Genomic DNA, 16,359 nt, shown 5'->3' on the forward strand with positions numbered 1-16,359 from the left:
TCGCCGTCCACCGCAGCGCTCATCGTTCCGCTCCCTGCACCAGGCCCGACACGATGTACCGCTGTGCGAGGAAGAAGACGATCACCACGGGCACGGTCACCGCTATGGAACCGGCCAGGAGCACCGTGACCGGCACCTGGAAGTCGCCGAGCTGCGCGATGCCGAGCGGCGCCGTCCAGAGGTCGCGGTGCTGCACGAGGAACAGCAGGGCGTAGAAGTACTCGTTCCAGGCGATCATGAACACGTAGATCGCGGTGGCGACCACACCGGGGATCGCGATCGGCAGCACCACGCGGACCAGGAGCTGGCCGAGCGTGCAGCCGTCCATGATCGCCGCCTCCTCCACGCTCTGCGGCAGCGCGAGGAAGAAGTTCCGCATCATGTACAGGGCGACGGGCACCGTGGCAGCCACGTAGACGATGAGCAGGCCGACGAGGGTGCTCGTCAGCCCGAGGCGGGACAGGATGACGAACTTCGGCACGGCGAGCACGATCCCGGGGAACAGGTAGACCGCGAGGATGATGCCGTTCGTGAGGCCCCGGCCGCGGTACCGCAGGCGGGCGGCGGCGTACGCGCCGAGCACGCACACCAGGATGCTCAGCACCACGGTCCCCAGGGCGACCCCGAGCGAGTTGAGCACGAACCGGCCGAGCCCGAACCCGCCGTCGGACTCGTCCCGCATGGCCGTGGCGAACGCTGACAGGTCAAGCCGCGACGGCAGCCCCAGGGGATCTCGGGTCACCTCCGCGTAGGGCCGCACGGACAGCACGACGCCGTACGCCACCGGACCCAGCGACCACACGAGCGCGATCGTGACCAGCGCCGCGCGACCGACGCGCGCGGCACGCGTGGGGCGGACACCGCTCATGACTCCTCCGTCCGTCGGGACAGCAGCACGTACCCCGCGAGGAGCACGACCAGGATGAGGCTCATGAGCAGGCCGAACGCGGCGGCGCTGCCGATGTCGGCCTTGGTCACGAGCTCCGTGTACACCTGGATGGCCATGACCTGCGTGCTCCCGGCGCCCTCCGTGAGCAGGTAGACGTCGTCGAAGGTCTGGAACGACCAGATGAAGCGCAGCAGGAGCAGCAGGAGGGCCACGGCCCGCAGCTGCGGCAGCAGGATGAACCGCAGCGCCTGGCGCCGGTTCGCGCCGTCGAGCGCAGCGGCCTCCTCGATCTCGCCCGGCACCGACTGGAGCCGGGCGGTCAGGAACAGGAACGCGAGCGGCGCCGACCTCCAGATGTCGAACAGCACCACGACGAGCAGCGCTACCGGCACGGGGACGCCCCAGACGTCGGCCGACGTCGTGCTGAGGAAGCCGACCGGCGTGTCCCAGCCCAGGTAGGCGCGGCCGAACGCGTTGACGACGCCGTACTGCGGGTTGAGCGCCGTCTTCCAGATGGTGGCCGCGGCCACCACGGGGAGCACGTACGGCACCAGCAGCAGGGCGCGCACGAGGCCGCGCCCCCGGAACGGCCGTCGCAACGCGAGTGCCAGCACGAGGCCCACTGCCAGCGACCCGACCGCCGTCAGGCCCGCGTACAGCACCGTGGTCCAGAGGGCGCCCCAGAACGCCTGCGAGGCCGCGGCCCGCCGGAAGTTGTCCAGGGTCCACTCGATCGGCTCCGTCCCGAGGAACGGGATGTCGATCAGGCGGATCTCGGAGAACCCGAACACCACCACCAGCGCGAACGGCAGCAGCACCACCAGGCCCACCACCGCGAGCGACGGCGAGACGAGCAGCCACCCCGAGCGGTTCGCGCGCTGCGCCGCCGTCGTCCGGGACCGCGCGGGCGCCGCCGGCCGGGCCGCTGCCGGGCGGTCCACCACCGGCCTGGCGGTCACTGGTCCTGCTGGAGTGCCGTCACCTCAGCGGCCATCTGCCGGGTCACCTCTGCCGGGTCGGTGCCCCGGTACAGCGGGTCCAGCTGCTGAGCGAGCGTGCCCTGGGTGGCCACCAGTCCGGCGAGCGTGGCGTCGGGGGTGCCCTGGCCCCAGCGGGAGACGGCGGCCATACCGTCGCCCATGGCGGTGACCAGGTCGTCGCCGTACACCTCGGCCACCGAGGACTCGACCTTGGGCCCGAAGCCGAGGCCGCCCCACGCGTCGAGGTACTCCGTGGGGCTCTCCGGGGTCCCGGTGCGCAGGGGAAGGCGGCCCTCCGTGGCGACGGCGAGCGTGTCGGCGTAGCCCTCGCTCATGACGTACTCGATGTACTGGCGTGCCTCGTCGCTGTCCGCGTGCGCGGGGACCGCGTAGGCGAGCGTGGCGCCGAACTGGGCAGGTCCCTGGTCCGGCGCCGAGCCGTCCCCCTCCAGCACCGTGATGAAGCCCGAGTTCTCCGCGAGGAACGCCGGCTCGTCGGCGCACTGCTTGCACGACGGCGGCACCGCCTCGTCGAGGTTCGCCAGCTCGTCGAGGATGTGCGTGGAGAAGAGCAGCATCGCCGCGTCCCCTGCCATGTAGGCGGCGCGCGCCGACTCGACGTCGTAGTCACCGGCCACCGACGAGTCCCGCAGCTCCTTGAAGTGCCCGGCCGCCTCCGTGCACCCGGGCGCGTCGATGGTGACCTCGCCGTCGGACACCAGCTCACAGCCCGCCGACTGGAAGATGGACTCGATGCCCTCCGTGCCGGACGCGGTGCCGGACTGGGTACCGAGCGCGATGCCCGTGACGTCCAGCTCCTCCTTGACGGTGGTCGCCGCCTCGGCGAGCTCGGCGACCGTGCTGGGTACCTCGACGCCCGCCTCCTCGAGCAGGTCGGTGCGGTAGGCGATGAGGTGCACCCAGCCGTCGCTGGGGACCGCCGCGACAGTGCCCGCCCCGTCGCCCTGCACGGTGACAGCACCCAGTGCGTTCTCGTTGAACGTGGCCGGGTCGAGGGTTCCCATGGCGTCCTGGACGACGTCGGTGTCGAGCAGCCCCTGGGCCTGCCAGGACGTGATCTGCGAGGCGCCGGCCAGGATGACGTCCGGCACCTCCCCGGACGCTGCGCCCGTGACCAGCGCCTGGTCCTGGTCGGCCGCCGCGAGCGGGACGACGTCGACCTTGATCCCGGACTGCTCGGTGAAGCTCGCCGCGACGGCCTCCTGCGCGGCCACCCGCTCCGGCGTGGACTGCGGCGTCCAGAAGGTGATCGACTCGGCCTGCTCCTCCTGGTCGGCGGAGCCGCCGCACGCGGCGAGGAGGGTGGCTACGGCGGTCAGTGCGACGACGACGGCGGACGAGCGGATGCGACGATGCATGGTCCCTCCTCGGTGCTGGTGGCCGTGGGGTGCCCTGGGGATGCCCCTTGGGATGCTCCTTAGGTGTCCCAGAGACTTCACCCGCGCGGGGAGCCAGTCAAGGCCGACGCGCCGACGGGCCTCCCGTCGACCCCACCCCCGGCCCGGGTGCGCGACCCCAACGCACAGCACGCGACACGCCGATGATGGGATGCAGGACGTTGGGCTCGCGGAAACGGCCTCCGGCCCGAGTGCGACCACAGACCGGGGATTCCTCGCTCTGTCCCCAGGAACGTCGGGACGGTCCACCGACGGGCCGGCCGGCGATGTCAACTGTCCTCATGCCCCGTCCCCTTCCTGCCCTGCCGAGAAGGCTGCTGCACGTCGCGGCCGGACAGCAGGGCCTCCTGACCATCGCCCAGTGCGACGCGTCCGGCGTCGACCGTGGGCGCAGGGCACGGCTCGTCGCGGCGGGGACGTTGCGCCGCGTCGCCCGGGGGATCGTGGACACCCGTGCGGCCTGCATCGCCGACCGGATCGCCGCGCGGGAGTACGACCACGTCCGGCTCCGGAAGGTGTGGCTCGCCCAGCTCCTGGCCGGCCCCGGTTCGGTGGCGGTGGGACAGGCCGCCCTCGTGGCGGCCGGAGTGCATGGCATCCCGTGGCGGTTCGTCCCCGAGGTGGCGTACCTGGACGGCCGGTACGGGCGGAGCAGCGAGCACGTCGTGATCCGGCAGGTGGATCTGGGCGACCGCCACTTCGAACGGAACGGGCTCCGGTACACGGAACCGGAGCGGGCCCTTGGACAGGCCGTCCCGAGGATGAACCGTCGGACGGCGATCGCCGTGATCGACAGCGCCCGCTTCCGGGGTGTCGTCGACGCCGCCGGGCTGGCCCGGGCCAGGGAGTTCGCCAGGGGGCGACGCGGTTCGGTGCGGGCAGCGCCCTGGTGGGACGAATCGGTGGAGAACGCCGAGTCGGTGCTCGAGTCGCTGGCACGCACGGACTGCGTCGATGCGGGTGTCCCTCCCGACGAGCTCCAGGTGAAGGTCTTCGGTCCGGACGGGGCGTTGCTCGGTCGGGGTGACATGGGCTTCCGTCTGGCGGACGGGCGGCTCCTCGTCGTCGAGATCGACGGTGCAGGGGTGCACTCCGAGCTCGCCGCGCTCTTCCGTGACCGGTCGCGCCAGAACGACCTCGTCGCGCTGGGCGGCGTGATGATCCTCCGGTTCACCTGGAACGAGGTCCGGGAACCCGGCCGGGTCGGCGAGGCGGTCCGGTCGGTCGTTCTCCGCCCCGCCGAGCCGCCCGTCGACCCCAACGCACGGCACGCGACACGCCGATGATGGGATGCATCGCGTAGGGGTCGCTATGGACGGTCCGGCACGTCCACCACCCGGGCGTCGCCGACGGCGGGGGAGCGGGCCCCCGCCGACGCAGCGGCGACGTCGGCGGACAGGGCGTCCAGCTGGTCCGGTGGCACGAGCAGGCGCAGGTGCGCGACGGCGTCGTAGGCGGGTGGTTCCATCACGGAGCCGTGGGACGACGCCCAGTCGCGCAGCATGTTGTCGATGCGGCCGGCGTCCCCGTGCGGGACCGCCACCTCGACCTCGTACAGCAGCTCCCTGCGCAGCATCGCACCGGTGTCGGCCGCGACGTCGAGCGCGGCGGCCACCGCGCCGGAGTACGCCCGGACGAGTCCACCGGCTCCGAGCTTCACGCCGCCGAAGTAGCGGGTGACCACGGCGACCAGGTCCGTGACGCCCCGCTGCCTGAGCACCTCCAGCATCGGCACGCCCGCGGTGCCGCTGGGCTCGCCGTCGTCGGAGGAGCGGGCCTGGTCCGCACGGGTGCCGAGCACCATCGCCACGCAGTGGTGGCGCGCGTCCCACAGCTCCTTGCGGAGGCGGGCGATCACGGCGTCGGCCTCCGCGACGTCGGCCGCGGGGGCGAGGTGGGCCAGGAAGCGGGACTTCTTGATGACCACCTCGTGGTCGACGGGCCGGGCGATCGTACGGGGGAGGTCCACCGCACGAGAGTACGCGGCGTTTCCCCTTCCATTAATAGTGTGCCAAGCGTAGATTCACGTCATGAGCAGCAACCACATACCCTCACCACAGGCCAGGAGCCGGGAGCTCGACCGCTACCCACGGCCACCCGTGAGCCTCGAGGAGGCCGAGTGGGTCTGGCGCGAGCTGTCCACCGAGGCGATGCGGCCGGGTGCCAAGCCGGAGACGGTCCGGCTGGCGGTGGTCACGGGACTCGTGCGGGCGACCGGCACGCGGTACGGGGACCTGCTGCGGGTACGGGTCGAGGACATCGATCTCGGGCCGGCTCGCGCCCGGGCGGCGGAGGGCAGCGTGCTCGTACGGCACGGGAAGCACCGCACGCCGCGGCGCCACCTGCTGTCGGCGGACCTGGTGGTCCTCCTGAAGCACTGGATGGTGGTGCGCGAGGAGCTCGCCGCCGACCTGGAGGGCACGGTGCCGCGGGCGCTGCTGCTGACGGTGCACCACACGCACGACAACGGCACCACCGTCGCCTCCGGTCTGCCGATCACCCGGCAGGGGCTGGTGCTGTCGTGGCGCCGGTTCGTGCACCGGACGAACGCGCGCTACGGCGCGCTGCGACCGCCGCTGCCGACCCGGTTCGAGCAGGTCCGGCGGGCGTGGACGGACGCGTCCCGGCAGGACTGACCGCCCCGTCGCCAGGGGTACTTGTGTGCTCAAGGCCCCTGGCAGCGCAGATAACCCGCACCCAGCGAACGGGTCAGGTGGTGGCGATGCCCAGCAGCGGCGCCTGCGGCGTCGACGACGGCAGCTCCGTGAACCCGTACCGGTCGTAGAAGAGCCGGGCGGCCGTGTTCTCGGCCGCGTAGCCAAGGTGCACGCCCGGTACACCGCGCTCAGCGAGCGCGCCGCGCAGCGTGTCGATGAGGCGCGAGCCCAGGCCGCGGCGTTGCAGCACCGGCAGCAGGTCGATGTGCAGGTGGGCGGGGTGCGTCGTCAGCTCGCCGTGGCGCAGGCCGCGAACCATGCGCTCCGGGTCCGCGCCGTCGTGCACGAGCTGTGCCTCGGTGTAGGCGGGGTTCCGGCCGGTCGCCGGACCGGGGCCGGAGTGACGGGCGACGAAGCCCGGCGTCCACTCACGGGCCCACCAGTCGACGAAGGCCGGGGTGTCGGCCACGCCGATGATGTACCCGGTGGCGCGGCCCTCGTGCTCGACGACCCAGGCGAGGTCGGGGGAGTGGTCCAGGTACGGCAGCGCGTAGACGTCGGGCATGAGCAGGTCGGAGGAGTAGATGCCACGTGCATCGCCTCCGGCCGCGGCGGTGCGGACGCAGATCTCGGCGACGTCGGCGCGGTCGGCGACGCGGTACGGGCGGATGAATGGCTCGGTCACCCCGGCACACTAGCCTGCCCTCCCGGCCGGACGTCTCAGAATGTGACCGTGCTGTGACATGGCCGTCGTTGGGTCATGCGCTGACCCCGCGGGAGCCGCGTGCTGGTGCTGGTCAGCGGCAGATCAGGCGCTCTAGCGTTACCGCGCATTTGCCGCGCGAACACGCCAGTAACGGGATCGTCACAGGATCGCAATGTGCAATCTCCGCGCAAGTTCGTTACGGTCGATTTGTCATGCAGAACCTCGAAGAGGAACTCAAGCACATCCATCCGACCGAAACCACGGTGGCTTTGAGGGAGCCCGCCGTCGCAGACGGAGCAGCGATGTGGCGCCTTGCGCGCGACTCCAAGACGCTGGACCTGAATTCGTCCTACGCGTATCTCCTCTGGGCTCGAGACTTCGCCCGGACCTCGGTGATCGTGAGCGTCGACGGCGAACCCGGAGGGTTCGTCACCGGCTACATCCGGCCCGACGAGCCGACCACCCTGATGGTCTGGCAGGTGGCCGTCGACCACGCGTACCGTGGACAGCGGCTCGCCTCCCGGATGCTCACGCATCTCGCCGAGCGGCACCCTGAGTGCACCCACGTCGAGACGACCATCACCTCGGACAACACGGCATCCATCGCCCTGTTCATGTCCTTCGCGTCGGCCCAGGGTGCGCCCGTCGACGTGCGGACGGTCTTCCCCACGGAAGCGTTCCCGGACGGCCACGACGCGGAGCTGGTGTTCCGCATCGGCCCGCTCTCCTGACCGCGCTCAGGTCAAAACCCACATAACTGCAGAAAACCGATCTACCACAGCCGAGTCCGGTCAACGAGACCGGACCGTGGAAGGAGCCATGCGCCCGAATACCGCTATGCCCACTGGCATGTCCTCGACCAGCATCTTCGACGAGATCGAGTCCCAGGTCCGCAGCTACTGCCGGAACTGGCCCGCGACGTTCACGACCGCTGCGGGCAGCTCGCTGCACGCTGAGGACGGCCGAAGTTATCTCGACTTCTTCGCCGGGGCAGGTGCGCTCAACTACGGGCACAACCACCCGGTGCTGCTCGAGGCGCTGATCGAGTACCTGCGGAGCGGCGGGATCGTGCACTCGCTCGACATGCACACCGCTACCAAGCGCGAGTTCCTGACGACGTTCCGGGACCGGATCCTCGCGCCGCGCGGCCTCGACTACAAGGTCATGTTCCCCGGGCCGACCGGGACGAACACCGTCGAGAGCGCGCTCAAGCTCGCCCGCAAGGTGACCGGCCGACAGCACATCCTGTCGTTCACCAACGCGTTCCACGGGATGACGCTGGGCGCCCTGTCCGTCACCGGCAACTCGATGAAGCGCAACGGCGCCGGCCTGCCGCTCACGAACAGCTCGAAGATCCCGTACGACGACTACTTCTCCGGCGCCACCGAGGACTTCCTGTGGCTCGAGCGCGTGCTCAGCGACAGCGGTTCCGGCGTCGACAAGCCCGCCGCGATCATCGTGGAGTCGGTCCAGGGCGAGGGCGGCCTCAGCGCCGCGCGACCCGAGTGGCTGCGCGCCCTGTCCGAGCTCTGCCGCGCGCACGAGATCCTGCTGATCCTCGACGACGTGCAGGCCGGTTGCGGCCGCACGGGCGACTTCTTCAGCTTCGAGGAGGCCGGGATCACCCCGGACATCGTGTGCCTCTCGAAGTCGATCTCCGGCTTCGGGCTCCCGATGGCGCTCACCCTGATCCGCCCAGAGCTGGACCAGTGGGAGCCGGGCGAGCACAACGGCACGTTCCGCGGGCACAACCCGGCGTTCGTCACCGCGACCGCAGCCCTGAACCACTTCTGGTCCGACGACACGTTCGTCGGGGAGGTCAGGGAGCGCGGCGCGGAGCTGCACGACGGTCTGAGCCGGATCGCGAACGGATACGAAGGAGCCGTCGTCAAGGGGCGCGGCTTCCTCACCGGGATCAAGTTCCCCGACACGTCCGCCGCGTCCAAGATCGCCGCGGCGTCGTACCAGCGCGGCCTGCTGGTCGAGACGTCCGGGCCCGAGGACGAGGTCCTCAAGACCATGCCCGCCCTGACGATCTCGTCGGACGAGCTGCGTTCCGGCGTGGACATCATCGCGGCGGCGGCCACAGAGGTGCTCGGCGCGCCCGTCGCGGATCTCGCCGCAGCGAAGTAGGACTGCCGCAGGGCTCTGCGCCGCAGCTCGACTGCGGCGCAGGGCCCTGCGCTGCGGGGTCCCGCAACGAGGGCCCCGGACCGCAGGGGCGACAACAGCCCCCGAGGAAAGGAACACCAAATGATCGTCACCCGACTGGCCGATCTCGAAGGCACCGACCGCGACGTCAGGTCGGAGAACTGGCGCAGCCGCCGGCTCGTGCTCGCCAAGGAGGGCGTCGGCTTCTCCTTCCACGAGACCACCATGTACGCGGGCACCGAGACGGAGATGTGGTACGCGAACCACTTCGAGGCCGTCTACTGCGTCGGCGGAACCGGACAGCTCGAGAACCGGGAGACGGGCGAGATCCACGAGATCTCCGACGGCACGATGTACCTCCTGGACGGCAACGAGAAGCACACGATGCGCCCCACCACTGACCTGCGCCTGATCTGCACCTTCAACCCGCCGGTGACCGGGCGGGAGGTGCATGACGCCGATGGCGTGTACCCGCTGATCAAGGAAGAGGAGGCCGCCGTATGACGACGGATGCACTCAGCACGACCCAGACCCAGACCCAGCAGAACACGGCCCAGCCCGCCGACCTGTACCCGACGCGGGTGGAGGGCCCTGCCTCCGAGATACCCCGCCAGGACAAGGTCGTCTGGGGCAGTGCGGCCGACGGCCCGCTGGAGCAGGAGCTCCTGGACGGCTTCGACCGGAACGGGTACCTCGTGTTCGAGGACCTGGTCACGCCGGCGGAGGTCGAGGAGTTCCGGGCGGAGCTCCAGCGGATGTCGACCGACCCGGAGATCCGCGCTGACGAGCGCACGATCATCGAGGGGACGTCGCAGCAGGTGCGGACGATCTTCGAGGTGCACAGGTCGAGCGACGTCTTCGCCCGCATCGCGAACGACCCCCGTGTGGTGGGCAGGGCCCGCCAGATCCTCGGCTCGGACGTGTACATCCACCAGAGCCGCGTGAACCTGAAGCCAGGCTTCGGTGGCGGGGACTTCGCGTGGCACTCGGACTTCGAGACCTGGCACGCCGAGGACGGTCTCCCGCGGATGCGGACGGTCAGCATCTCGATCTCGCTGACCGACAACTACTCGTTCAACGGTCCGCTGATGATCATGCCGGGGACGCACAAGACGTACGTGTCCTGCACCGGCAAGACGCCGAACGACAACTACAAGTCGTCACTCGTGATGCAGAACGCCGGTACCCCGGACGAGGACATCCTGACGCGGATGGCCGACGAGAACGGCATCGACGTGCTCGCCGGCAAGGCCGGCAGCGCGATCATGTTCGACTGCAACTGCATGCACGGCTCGAACGGCAACATCTCGCCGTACCCGCGGTCGAACATCTTCCTCGTGTTCAACAGCGTGGAGAACACGGCGGTCGAGCCGTTCGCGGCGGACTCGGCACGCCCGACGTTCCTCGGGACCCGGGACTTCACCCCGGTCGGCTGACGCCGGGCGTCACACCCTTCGCGTCACATGCCAGGAGGCGCACCCGGCAACGGGTCAGGCGCCCCGGTCACCCGAGTGACCGGGGCGCCTGACCCGTTCCTCGTCAGGTCTCGGGGATCGCCCCCGACGACGACTCCAGGTGCGCGCGGACGAACCAGTGGAACTGCTCCAGCTTGTGCAGGTGGCCGATGAGCAGGTCGTTCGTCACGTCGTCGACGCCCGCGGTGTCGTCGGCGGCCTTGCGGTGGACCGTGATGACGGAGTCGTAGACCTCGTCGAGGGCCCCGAGGTGCTCGATCGCCGGGGCGCGGCCCAGCTTGTAGTCCTCCCAGCTGCGCGCGGCGACGAGCGCACCAGGGGTACCGATCGGCACGGAGCCGAGCGTCGCGATGCGCTCGGCGATCTCGTCGACCATCGCGCGGACGTCGTCGACCTGCGGGTCGAGCATCTCGTGGACGCCGATGAAGTGCGGCCCCACCACGTTCCAGTGCACGTGCTTGAGCGTGAGGTGCAGGTCGTTCAGCGCGTGCAGCCGTTGCTGGAGGATCTCCGCGACCTTGGCTCCCTCCTCGGGGGTGAGGGACGGGACCGTGTAGCGAGGCAGCTTCCGGGGCATGAGGGGTCCTCTCGTGCGGCGACTGGTCGGGACGGCTGGTCAGCTCCGTCCATCGTCACGCGTGGCGCCGCCGGTCGCCAGCGCGAGGAACGCGATTCCCACGATCGCCAGCGCGGCGATCAGGACGGCGCCGGGCACCGTGGCGCCGGACACGAGCATCGCGAGCGCCCCGAGGAGGCCGGTGCAGGCCAGGACGGCGAGGTCACGTCGCCAGCCGACGAGCAGTGCGGAGATCTCGACGCGTCCGTGGAGCGGGACGTGTGCTGCCCACCAGGTGATGCGGGTGAGGAGGTAGGCGAGGAGGGCGACGGCGAGGGCCCAGGGGTCGAGTGGTTCGGTGGTGAAGCCCCAGAAGAGTACGGCGGCGACGACGACGGTGCCGCCTGCTGTGGTGGGGGTGGGGCGGGCGAGGAGGAGGCCGGTGCTGAGGGCGGCGATGGTCCAGGTGACGCCGTCGGGGATGTCGGGGGTGCGACCGGCGGCGGTGAAGAGCAGGAGGGGGGTGAGGACGAGGAGGGCGAGGCGGAGTACCCAGCCGCGCAGGGTGGGGCCGGTCTCGGTGGTGATCTCGGGTAGTGGCCGGTTGGCGGGGTGGGTGAGGCGGAGCCGGAGGTGGTGGAGCTGTTCGGTGAGGGGGTTCATGGGACGCGTCCGGGTACGTGGCGTTGTGCTGCGCGGGCGAGGGCTTCGAATCGGATGGTGGCGTGGTCGCGTTCGGATCCGGCCCAGCTGATGACGGGTATGGCTTCGCGGTCGAGGGTGGCGATGCGGTCCTCGCGTTCGAGGCGGGCGATGTGCCAGGCGATCGCGAGGTGGTTCTCGATGACGGGGTGGACGTCGGGGAGGGTGTCGATGACGACGATGGGGTGCCCGGCGGCGCGCCAGGTGCGTACGAGGTGGAGCGGTTCGTCGTCGAGCAGGGTGGTGAAGAGGTAGACGATGGCGTCGGCGGGGAGCTGGGGTGGGCGTACGCGGTGTACCGAGGCGCGGTCCTTGGGGTGTGCCAGGGCGAGGCCGTGGACGAGGCGGCGTAGGTGGCGGCGGCCGGCGGCGGGTGGGAGGGGGCGGCGTCGGCGGGCGAGGTCTTCGAGGCCGACGCGGTCGCCTGCTTCGACGAGGGCGTGGGCGACGGAGGCTGCGGCGTGTCGGGCGAGGTCGAGCGAGGTTGGTTCGTCGACGCGGAGGGTGCCGTAGCCGCGCCAGGTGCGTACGTCGGGTCCTACCTCGTCGCGGGAGTCGACGACGAGTACGGCTGTGGCCTCTGCGGTGGCGTAGGTGCGGCGTACGTAGAGGGTGTCGAGGTCGGGTGAGCGGCGGGCGGTCGTGCGCCAGTCGATCCTGCGTAGCCGGTCGCCGGGGGTGAAGGGGTGGATGTCGCGTAGCTCGGCGCCGTCGCCGAGGCGGCGTGCGGAGTGTGGTCCGGTCAGTCCGCGCAGGCGGTGGGGCAGGGGGAGGCGGCCCAGTGGTGCGGAGGCGGGTAGGACGAGCCGGGGGGTGCCGCCGACCTGGGTGGGCTCTTCTTCCCAGGTGTGGTGCTTGGAGCCGCGGAGGTCGACGGTGAACGTCTCCTGTGGTCCGGTGCGTACGGACGAGAGGCGCAGGGGGACGCGTCGTTCGTGCGGGTGGGCTGCGAGGGCGAGGTGGGTGTCGCGGTGGCCGGTGGCGGTGATGCGGAGGTGGACGACGTCGGCGGTGGTGGGGGTGCCGGGGAGGTGGAGGGTGGCGGTGAGCTCGCCGGGTGTGGCGGTGCCGGGTGGTTCGTGGAGCGTTGCGGGTGGGGGTGTGGTGGGTCGGGCGGCGTGGGCCCAGGTGGCGGCGAGGAGGCCGGGTATGCCGATGAGGGCGATGTCGGCGCGGCCGGCGATGACGCTGATGGTCAGGAGGAGGACGCCGGTGACGGCGGCGGCGGTGTGGGCTGAGGTGGGTCGCCAGCCGTGGTGCCCGTCGGTGGGGGTGCCCTGGGAGGTGCGTCCGCGGGCGACGATGATGCCGCCGACGGTCATCGGGTGGGGACCGTGGCGGGGGTGGGGACGGTGTGCAGGAGGTCGGCGACGATCGTCTCCGGACGGGTGGCGGAGGCCCAGGCGGTGGGGTTGAGGGTGATGCGGTGGGCCAGGACGGCGACGGCGACGCGCTTGACGTCCTCAGGCAGCACGTAGTCGCGTCCGTCGAGGACGGCGATCGCGCGGGCGAGGAGGACGAGGTTCTGTGAGCCGCGGGGTGAGGCGCCGACCTCGAGGGCCTGGTGGCCGCGGGTGGCTGCGGCGAGGTCGACGCAGTAGCGCACGACGTCGGGGTCGACGAGGACTGCCTCGGTCCCCGCCTGCATGGCGCGGACCGTCGCGGGGTCGACGACCCTGTTGACGGGGGCGGCTTCTTGTCCGCGGGCGAGGCGGCGGGTGAGGACCTCGGTCTCCTGGGTGCGGTCGGGGTAGCCGACGGCGAGGCGGACCATGAAGCGGTCGAGCTGTGCCTCGGGCAGCGGATACGTGCCCTCGTACTCCACGGGGTTGGAGGTGGCCAGCACGTGGAAGGGGTTGGGCAGGGGCCTGCTGGTGCCTTCGATGGAGACCTGTCGTTCGGCCATCGCCTCGAGGAGCGCGGACTGCGTCTTGGGGGCGGTGCGGTTGATCTCGTCGGCGAGGAAGAGGCCGGTGAAGACGGGGCCGGGGCGGAACTCGAAGGTGCGGGTGGCCGGGTCGAAGACGGAGGACCCGGTGATGTCGGCCGGCAGCAGGTCGGGGGTGCACTGGAGGCGCGCGAAGTCGAGCCCCAGGGCGGTGGCGAGGGAGCGCGCGGCGAGGGTCTTGCCGAGGCCGGGTACGTCCTCGAACAGGACGTGCCCGCCGGCGAGGATGGTGGCGAGGGCCACCTGGAGGGCGTCGCGCATGCCGACGACGGCGGTGCCGACCTCGGCGAGGACTCGTTCGCCCAGCGCTGCGACGTCGGCGACGGGCAGGGGTGCTGGTGTGTTCCGGTCAGGCACGGTGCTCCTCGGTGGTGGGTGCGGCCCCGAGGCGTTCGATCGCATCGAGCCAGGTCTTGACGGTGCGGGCCGTAGGGGGTTGACGGGACTTGAGCTGTCGCAGGACGCGAGCGCCGAGCAGTCGTTCTGCGTCGGGTTCTGCTGCGGGGTCTGCGGGGTCGATGCCGTGTGCGCGGAGCCGGTCGGCGGCGAGGGCTCGGATGCGGCGGACGACCCGGTCGGTGACGTGGCCGTCGCGGCCGAACACGGACCAGCCGAGGTCGGAGACGTCGTGTCGTCCGCCTGCGCGTGCTTCGACGGGGTTGCGGGGCCATTCGGGGTCGCTGGTGGTCGATCCGGTGGTCGATCCGGTGGCGGACCACAGGATGCTTGTCGCGGTGGCCAGGGTGGCGGCGGCTGCGGCGTGCCAGGGGTCGACGACCTGCCAGATGACGAGTCCGGTGGCGGCCAGTGCGGCGAGGACGGTGACGGTGCTGATGCGGCGCCAGTTCCAGGTCCTCAACTGTGTCCCTGCCGTGGCGTGTCGCGTGGGGTGTCGTGCTCGGTGTCCGGGCCGGCGGCGGGGTCGTCGGGCTGCCTGTCGTCGATGTCGAGGCTGCGGGCGATGTCCGCGAGCGCCGCTCGGGCCTGGTCGACGCTGGTGCGGTCGATGGGTCGGTCGGTGAAGCGGGCTCGTTGGTAGAGGGTGCGGAGGTGGGCGACGGCGGTGGGTGGTGCGGGGGTGGTGGCGAGGACGGCGCCGGCGAACTCGGTGGGGGTCTGGGCGGGGTTGCGGTGGGCTCCGGCGCGGGCTGCGGCGTCTTCGAGGGCTACCCAGGCGGCGACGACGGCGTCGCGGGGCGGGCGTGTCCGTCGAGGTGGGCGAGGGCGCGGGAGACGGCGTCCTGGAGCTCGGGGAGGTCGACGTCGTCGGCGAGGGTGCCGGTGGTGGCGGTGCCGCTGGTGAGCTTGTCGGGTGTGGTGGTGGTGCGTTGGCGGAGGATGGCGAGGAGCTTGCGGACGGCGAGGGTGAGGATGGTGGCGATGAGGAGTCCGAGGAGGATCGCTGCGACGAGGCCGAGCCAGCGGATGTCGGCGGGTGGGGTGTCGAGGGGTGTGGCGGGGGTGCTGGGGCTGTTGGTGGGTGCGGGCTGGAGCTGTTCGGGCATGGGGGGTTCCAGGGTGGCGGGCTGGGGTGGGTTGAAGCTCCAGGGTGTTGCGGTGGCTGCGCCGAGCACGACGACGGTGACCAGCAGGAGGGTGCTGGTCACGCGGGTGGCGGCCCTCATGCGGGCTGGGTCGTGGTGTCGGGTGTGGTGTCGTGGGGGGTGGTGAGGTGGTGGGCGTGGATGCCTGCGACGGCGGCGGTGACGAAGGAGGCGGGGTCGTCGTCGAGGGTGCGGCCCATGGTGCGCAGCCCGGCGGGGGAGGTGCGCAGGGTGTCGAGGAGGGTGGTGTCGGCGGGGATGTCGACGAGGGTGTGCCTGGGGGTGCCTGTGGGTGCGGTGAGGGTCTGTGCCTGTGCGCGGAGGCGCTGGGTGAGGGGGTTGCCCCAGGTGGGGAGGTTCTCGACGTCGGTGGTGGGGGTGGGGACGGGGATGTCGGCGGGGGCGAGGGCGACCCTGGTGTAGGCGGTCAGGGAGTGGTGGGAGATGCCGAGGTGGCGGTCGCGGGGGTCGGCTCCGGAGACGCGCAGGGATGCGACGGGGCGTCCGTCGAGGGTGGCGGCGGCGTTGACGGCCTCTCCGGCGGCTACGCCGGAGTAGCCCCAGCGGGTTCCGGTGCCGAGGTTGCCGGGTCCTTGGGCGATGACGGCGATGTCGCAGCGGGCGACGTGTCGGGCTGCGAGGAGGCCGGTGTGCACGGTGACGGCTTCGAGGTCGCCGCCGAATGCTTGTCCGACGGTGATGCAGGTGGTGAGCCAGTCGGCGTCGCGCAGGGCGGCGATGGTGCGGGAGAACGCGGCGGGCAGGGCGCCGCCGTCGGTCATGATGTAGGCGATCTTCAGGGTGGTGGCCGAGGTGCCTGCGGCGTGGCGTATCCCGGCGATGATGGCGGGGAGCGCGGAGTGCAGGTCTGCGACGACGACGGGCATGCCGTCGAGGGTGTCGGCGTCGGCGAGGGTCGCGTGGTGGGGCGACTCCTGCTCGTCGACGCCGAGGACCATGGTCTGCAGTGGCGTGTAGCGGGCCTTGACGAGGTGGCCGGGACCGGGGGCCGGGTCGGGTGGCAGGTGGGTGGCGGTTGCGGCGGGTCCGACGACGAGCGCGTACCCGCCGGTGCCGAGCCCGCGGGCGAGGGCGGACACGTTCAGGAGCAGTGCGTCGCCGGGCCGGGGGTCGCCCACCAGGTCGGTGTAGGCGAGGGCGCGCACGGTCACGGGGCCTGCGGTGCCGTCGCCGCCCACGTCGTCCCCTGGTGCGGCGCCGTGCCCTGGTAGGGGGCGGTCGAGGGTCACCTCGAGCTCGCGTGCCCCTTGCCACGACCTGCCTGTGGAAATCACGGTCCCGATCCGCCACGTCATCACAGGGTGGAGGCTAC

At 71.4% G+C, this 16,359-nt stretch carries 18 protein-coding genes and 1 pseudogene; 6 read left to right on the forward strand and 13 right to left on the reverse strand.

From position 1 onward, the window contains the following. Positions 1-19 precede the first annotated feature (19 nt). Genes ACFS27_RS17115 through ACFS27_RS17125 form a run of 3 tightly spaced genes read right to left on the reverse strand, consistent with a single transcriptional unit; the run spans position 20 to position 3,248 of the window. A complete protein-coding gene (locus tag ACFS27_RS17115) occupies positions 20-868 on the reverse strand; it encodes a carbohydrate ABC transporter permease (RefSeq protein ID WP_377185217.1) in 849 nt (282 codons plus the stop codon). Next, on the reverse strand, positions 865-1,848 hold the full coding sequence (locus ACFS27_RS17120) for a carbohydrate ABC transporter permease (RefSeq protein WP_377185219.1): 984 nt from the start codon (positions 1,846-1,848) through the stop codon (positions 865-867). The genes ACFS27_RS17115 and ACFS27_RS17120 overlap by 4 nt, the downstream gene beginning before the upstream one ends. Then, on the reverse strand, positions 1,845-3,248 hold the full coding sequence (locus ACFS27_RS17125) for an ABC transporter substrate-binding protein (protein WP_377185221.1): 1,404 nt from the start codon (positions 3,246-3,248) through the stop codon (positions 1,845-1,847). The genes ACFS27_RS17120 and ACFS27_RS17125 overlap by 4 nt, the downstream gene beginning before the upstream one ends. 320 nt (positions 3,249-3,568) lie before the next feature. Here ACFS27_RS17125 and ACFS27_RS17130 point away from each other — a divergent pair, with 320 nt between their 5' ends. Beyond that, positions 3,569-4,573, forward strand: coding sequence for a type IV toxin-antitoxin system AbiEi family antitoxin domain-containing protein (locus tag ACFS27_RS17130; protein WP_377185223.1), 1,005 nt, complete (start codon positions 3,569-3,571; stop codon positions 4,571-4,573). A 23-nt stretch (positions 4,574-4,596) separates the two neighbouring features. Here ACFS27_RS17130 and ACFS27_RS17135 read toward each other — a convergent pair whose 3' ends face one another. Next, positions 4,597-5,256 carry an IMPACT family protein gene (locus tag ACFS27_RS17135; RefSeq protein ID WP_377185225.1) on the reverse strand — a complete coding sequence of 220 codons (660 nt, stop codon included), beginning with the start codon at positions 5,254-5,256 and terminating at the stop codon, positions 4,597-4,599. Between the two features lie 61 nt (positions 5,257-5,317). On the opposite strand from ACFS27_RS17135, the gene ACFS27_RS17140 reads away from it, so the two are divergent. After that, the gene (locus tag ACFS27_RS17140) at positions 5,318-5,923 is read left to right on the forward strand and encodes a tyrosine-type recombinase/integrase (protein WP_377185227.1); all 606 of its coding nucleotides are present in this window, start codon (positions 5,318-5,320) and stop codon (positions 5,921-5,923) included. Between the two features lie 73 nt (positions 5,924-5,996). Here ACFS27_RS17140 and ACFS27_RS17145 read toward each other — a convergent pair whose 3' ends face one another. After that, entirely contained in the window at positions 5,997-6,629 is a 633-nt protein-coding gene (locus ACFS27_RS17145) for a GNAT family N-acetyltransferase (protein ID WP_377185229.1), read from the reverse strand. A 233-nt stretch (positions 6,630-6,862) separates the two neighbouring features. On the opposite strand from ACFS27_RS17145, the gene ectA reads away from it, so the two are divergent. From ectA to thpD, 4 genes are all read left to right on the forward strand, one after another. After that, positions 6,863-7,381 (forward strand): diaminobutyrate acetyltransferase, encoded by a 519-nt coding sequence (gene ectA / locus ACFS27_RS17150; RefSeq protein ID WP_377185231.1) that lies wholly within the window; start codon positions 6,863-6,865, stop codon positions 7,379-7,381. A 118-nt stretch (positions 7,382-7,499) separates the two neighbouring features. After that, positions 7,500-8,783 carry a diaminobutyrate--2-oxoglutarate transaminase gene (gene ectB, locus ACFS27_RS17155; RefSeq protein ID WP_377185233.1) on the forward strand — a complete coding sequence of 428 codons (1,284 nt, stop codon included), beginning with the start codon at positions 7,500-7,502 and terminating at the stop codon, positions 8,781-8,783. Between the two features lie 120 nt (positions 8,784-8,903). After that, positions 8,904-9,305: an ectoine synthase gene (locus ACFS27_RS17160; RefSeq protein ID WP_377185235.1), complete on the forward strand. Its 402-nt coding sequence runs from the start codon at positions 8,904-8,906 to the stop codon at positions 9,303-9,305. Next, positions 9,302-10,237: an ectoine hydroxylase gene (gene thpD / locus ACFS27_RS17165; RefSeq protein ID WP_377185237.1), complete on the forward strand. Its 936-nt coding sequence runs from the start codon at positions 9,302-9,304 to the stop codon at positions 10,235-10,237. The genes ACFS27_RS17160 and thpD overlap by 4 nt, the downstream gene beginning before the upstream one ends. A 103-nt stretch (positions 10,238-10,340) precedes the next feature. Here thpD and ACFS27_RS17170 read toward each other — a convergent pair whose 3' ends face one another. From ACFS27_RS17170 to ACFS27_RS17205, 8 genes and pseudogenes are all read right to left on the reverse strand, one after another. After that, entirely contained in the window at positions 10,341-10,853 is a 513-nt protein-coding gene (locus tag ACFS27_RS17170) for a Dps family protein (protein ID WP_377185239.1), read from the reverse strand. Between the two features lie 39 nt (positions 10,854-10,892). Then, a complete protein-coding gene (locus ACFS27_RS17175; RefSeq protein WP_377185241.1) occupies positions 10,893-11,495 on the reverse strand; it encodes a hypothetical protein in 603 nt (200 codons plus the stop codon). Beyond that, entirely contained in the window at positions 11,492-12,856 is a 1,365-nt protein-coding gene (locus ACFS27_RS17180; protein WP_377185243.1) for a DUF58 domain-containing protein, read from the reverse strand. Before ACFS27_RS17180 ends, ACFS27_RS17175 begins: the two co-directional genes overlap by 4 nt. Continuing rightward, complete coding sequence (locus ACFS27_RS17185; protein WP_377185245.1) at positions 12,853-13,839, reverse strand: AAA family ATPase; 987 nt, start codon at positions 13,837-13,839, stop codon at positions 12,853-12,855. The genes ACFS27_RS17180 and ACFS27_RS17185 overlap by 4 nt, the downstream gene beginning before the upstream one ends. Further along, entirely contained in the window at positions 13,832-14,341 is a 510-nt protein-coding gene (locus ACFS27_RS17190) for a hypothetical protein (RefSeq protein ID WP_377185247.1), read from the reverse strand. The genes ACFS27_RS17185 and ACFS27_RS17190 overlap by 8 nt, the downstream gene beginning before the upstream one ends. Then, a pseudogene (locus ACFS27_RS17195) lies at positions 14,338-14,598 on the reverse strand (DUF4129 domain-containing protein); the annotation flags it as partial. The pseudogene ACFS27_RS17195 and the gene ACFS27_RS17190, both read right to left, overlap by 4 nt. Before the next feature lie 50 nt (positions 14,599-14,648). Further along, complete coding sequence (locus ACFS27_RS17200; protein ID WP_377185249.1) at positions 14,649-15,107, reverse strand: hypothetical protein; 459 nt, start codon at positions 15,105-15,107, stop codon at positions 14,649-14,651. Beyond that, entirely contained in the window at positions 15,104-16,345 is a 1,242-nt protein-coding gene (locus ACFS27_RS17205; protein WP_377185251.1) for a DUF3866 family protein, read from the reverse strand. The genes ACFS27_RS17200 and ACFS27_RS17205 overlap by 4 nt, the downstream gene beginning before the upstream one ends. Positions 16,346-16,359 lie beyond the last annotated feature (14 nt).

The organism is Promicromonospora vindobonensis, from assembly GCF_042685865.1.
Classification (GTDB): domain Bacteria; phylum Actinomycetota; class Actinomycetes; order Actinomycetales; family Cellulomonadaceae; genus Promicromonospora; species Promicromonospora vindobonensis.

What these genes read in the sequence shown, in the direction of transcription:
- ectB (WP_377185233.1), top strand. Translation starts at nt 7,500, where the DNA reads ATGTCCTCGACCAGCATCTTCGACGAGATCGAGTCCCAGGTCCGCAGC.
- ectA (WP_377185231.1), top strand. Translation starts at nt 6,863, where the DNA reads ATGCAGAACCTCGAAGAGGAACTCAAGCACATCCATCCGACCGAAACC.
- ACFS27_RS17180 (WP_377185243.1), bottom strand. Translation starts at nt 12,856, where the DNA reads ATGACCGTCGGCGGCATCATCGTCGCCCGCGGACGCACCTCCCAGGGC.
- ACFS27_RS17115 (WP_377185217.1), bottom strand. Translation starts at nt 868, where the DNA reads ATGAGCGGTGTCCGCCCCACGCGTGCCGCGCGCGTCGGTCGCGCGGCG.
- ACFS27_RS17160 (WP_377185235.1), top strand. Translation starts at nt 8,904, where the DNA reads ATGATCGTCACCCGACTGGCCGATCTCGAAGGCACCGACCGCGACGTC.
- ACFS27_RS17175 (WP_377185241.1), bottom strand. Translation starts at nt 11,495, where the DNA reads ATGAACCCCCTCACCGAACAGCTCCACCACCTCCGGCTCCGCCTCACC.
- ACFS27_RS17130 (WP_377185223.1), top strand. Translation starts at nt 3,569, where the DNA reads ATGCCCCGTCCCCTTCCTGCCCTGCCGAGAAGGCTGCTGCACGTCGCG.
- ACFS27_RS17200 (WP_377185249.1), bottom strand. Translation starts at nt 15,107, where the DNA reads ATGAGGGCCGCCACCCGCGTGACCAGCACCCTCCTGCTGGTCACCGTC.
- thpD (WP_377185237.1), top strand. Translation starts at nt 9,302, where the DNA reads ATGACGACGGATGCACTCAGCACGACCCAGACCCAGACCCAGCAGAAC.
- ACFS27_RS17140 (WP_377185227.1), top strand. Translation starts at nt 5,318, where the DNA reads ATGAGCAGCAACCACATACCCTCACCACAGGCCAGGAGCCGGGAGCTC.
- ACFS27_RS17170 (WP_377185239.1), bottom strand. Translation starts at nt 10,853, where the DNA reads ATGCCCCGGAAGCTGCCTCGCTACACGGTCCCGTCCCTCACCCCCGAG.
- ACFS27_RS17125 (WP_377185221.1), bottom strand. Translation starts at nt 3,248, where the DNA reads ATGCATCGTCGCATCCGCTCGTCCGCCGTCGTCGTCGCACTGACCGCC.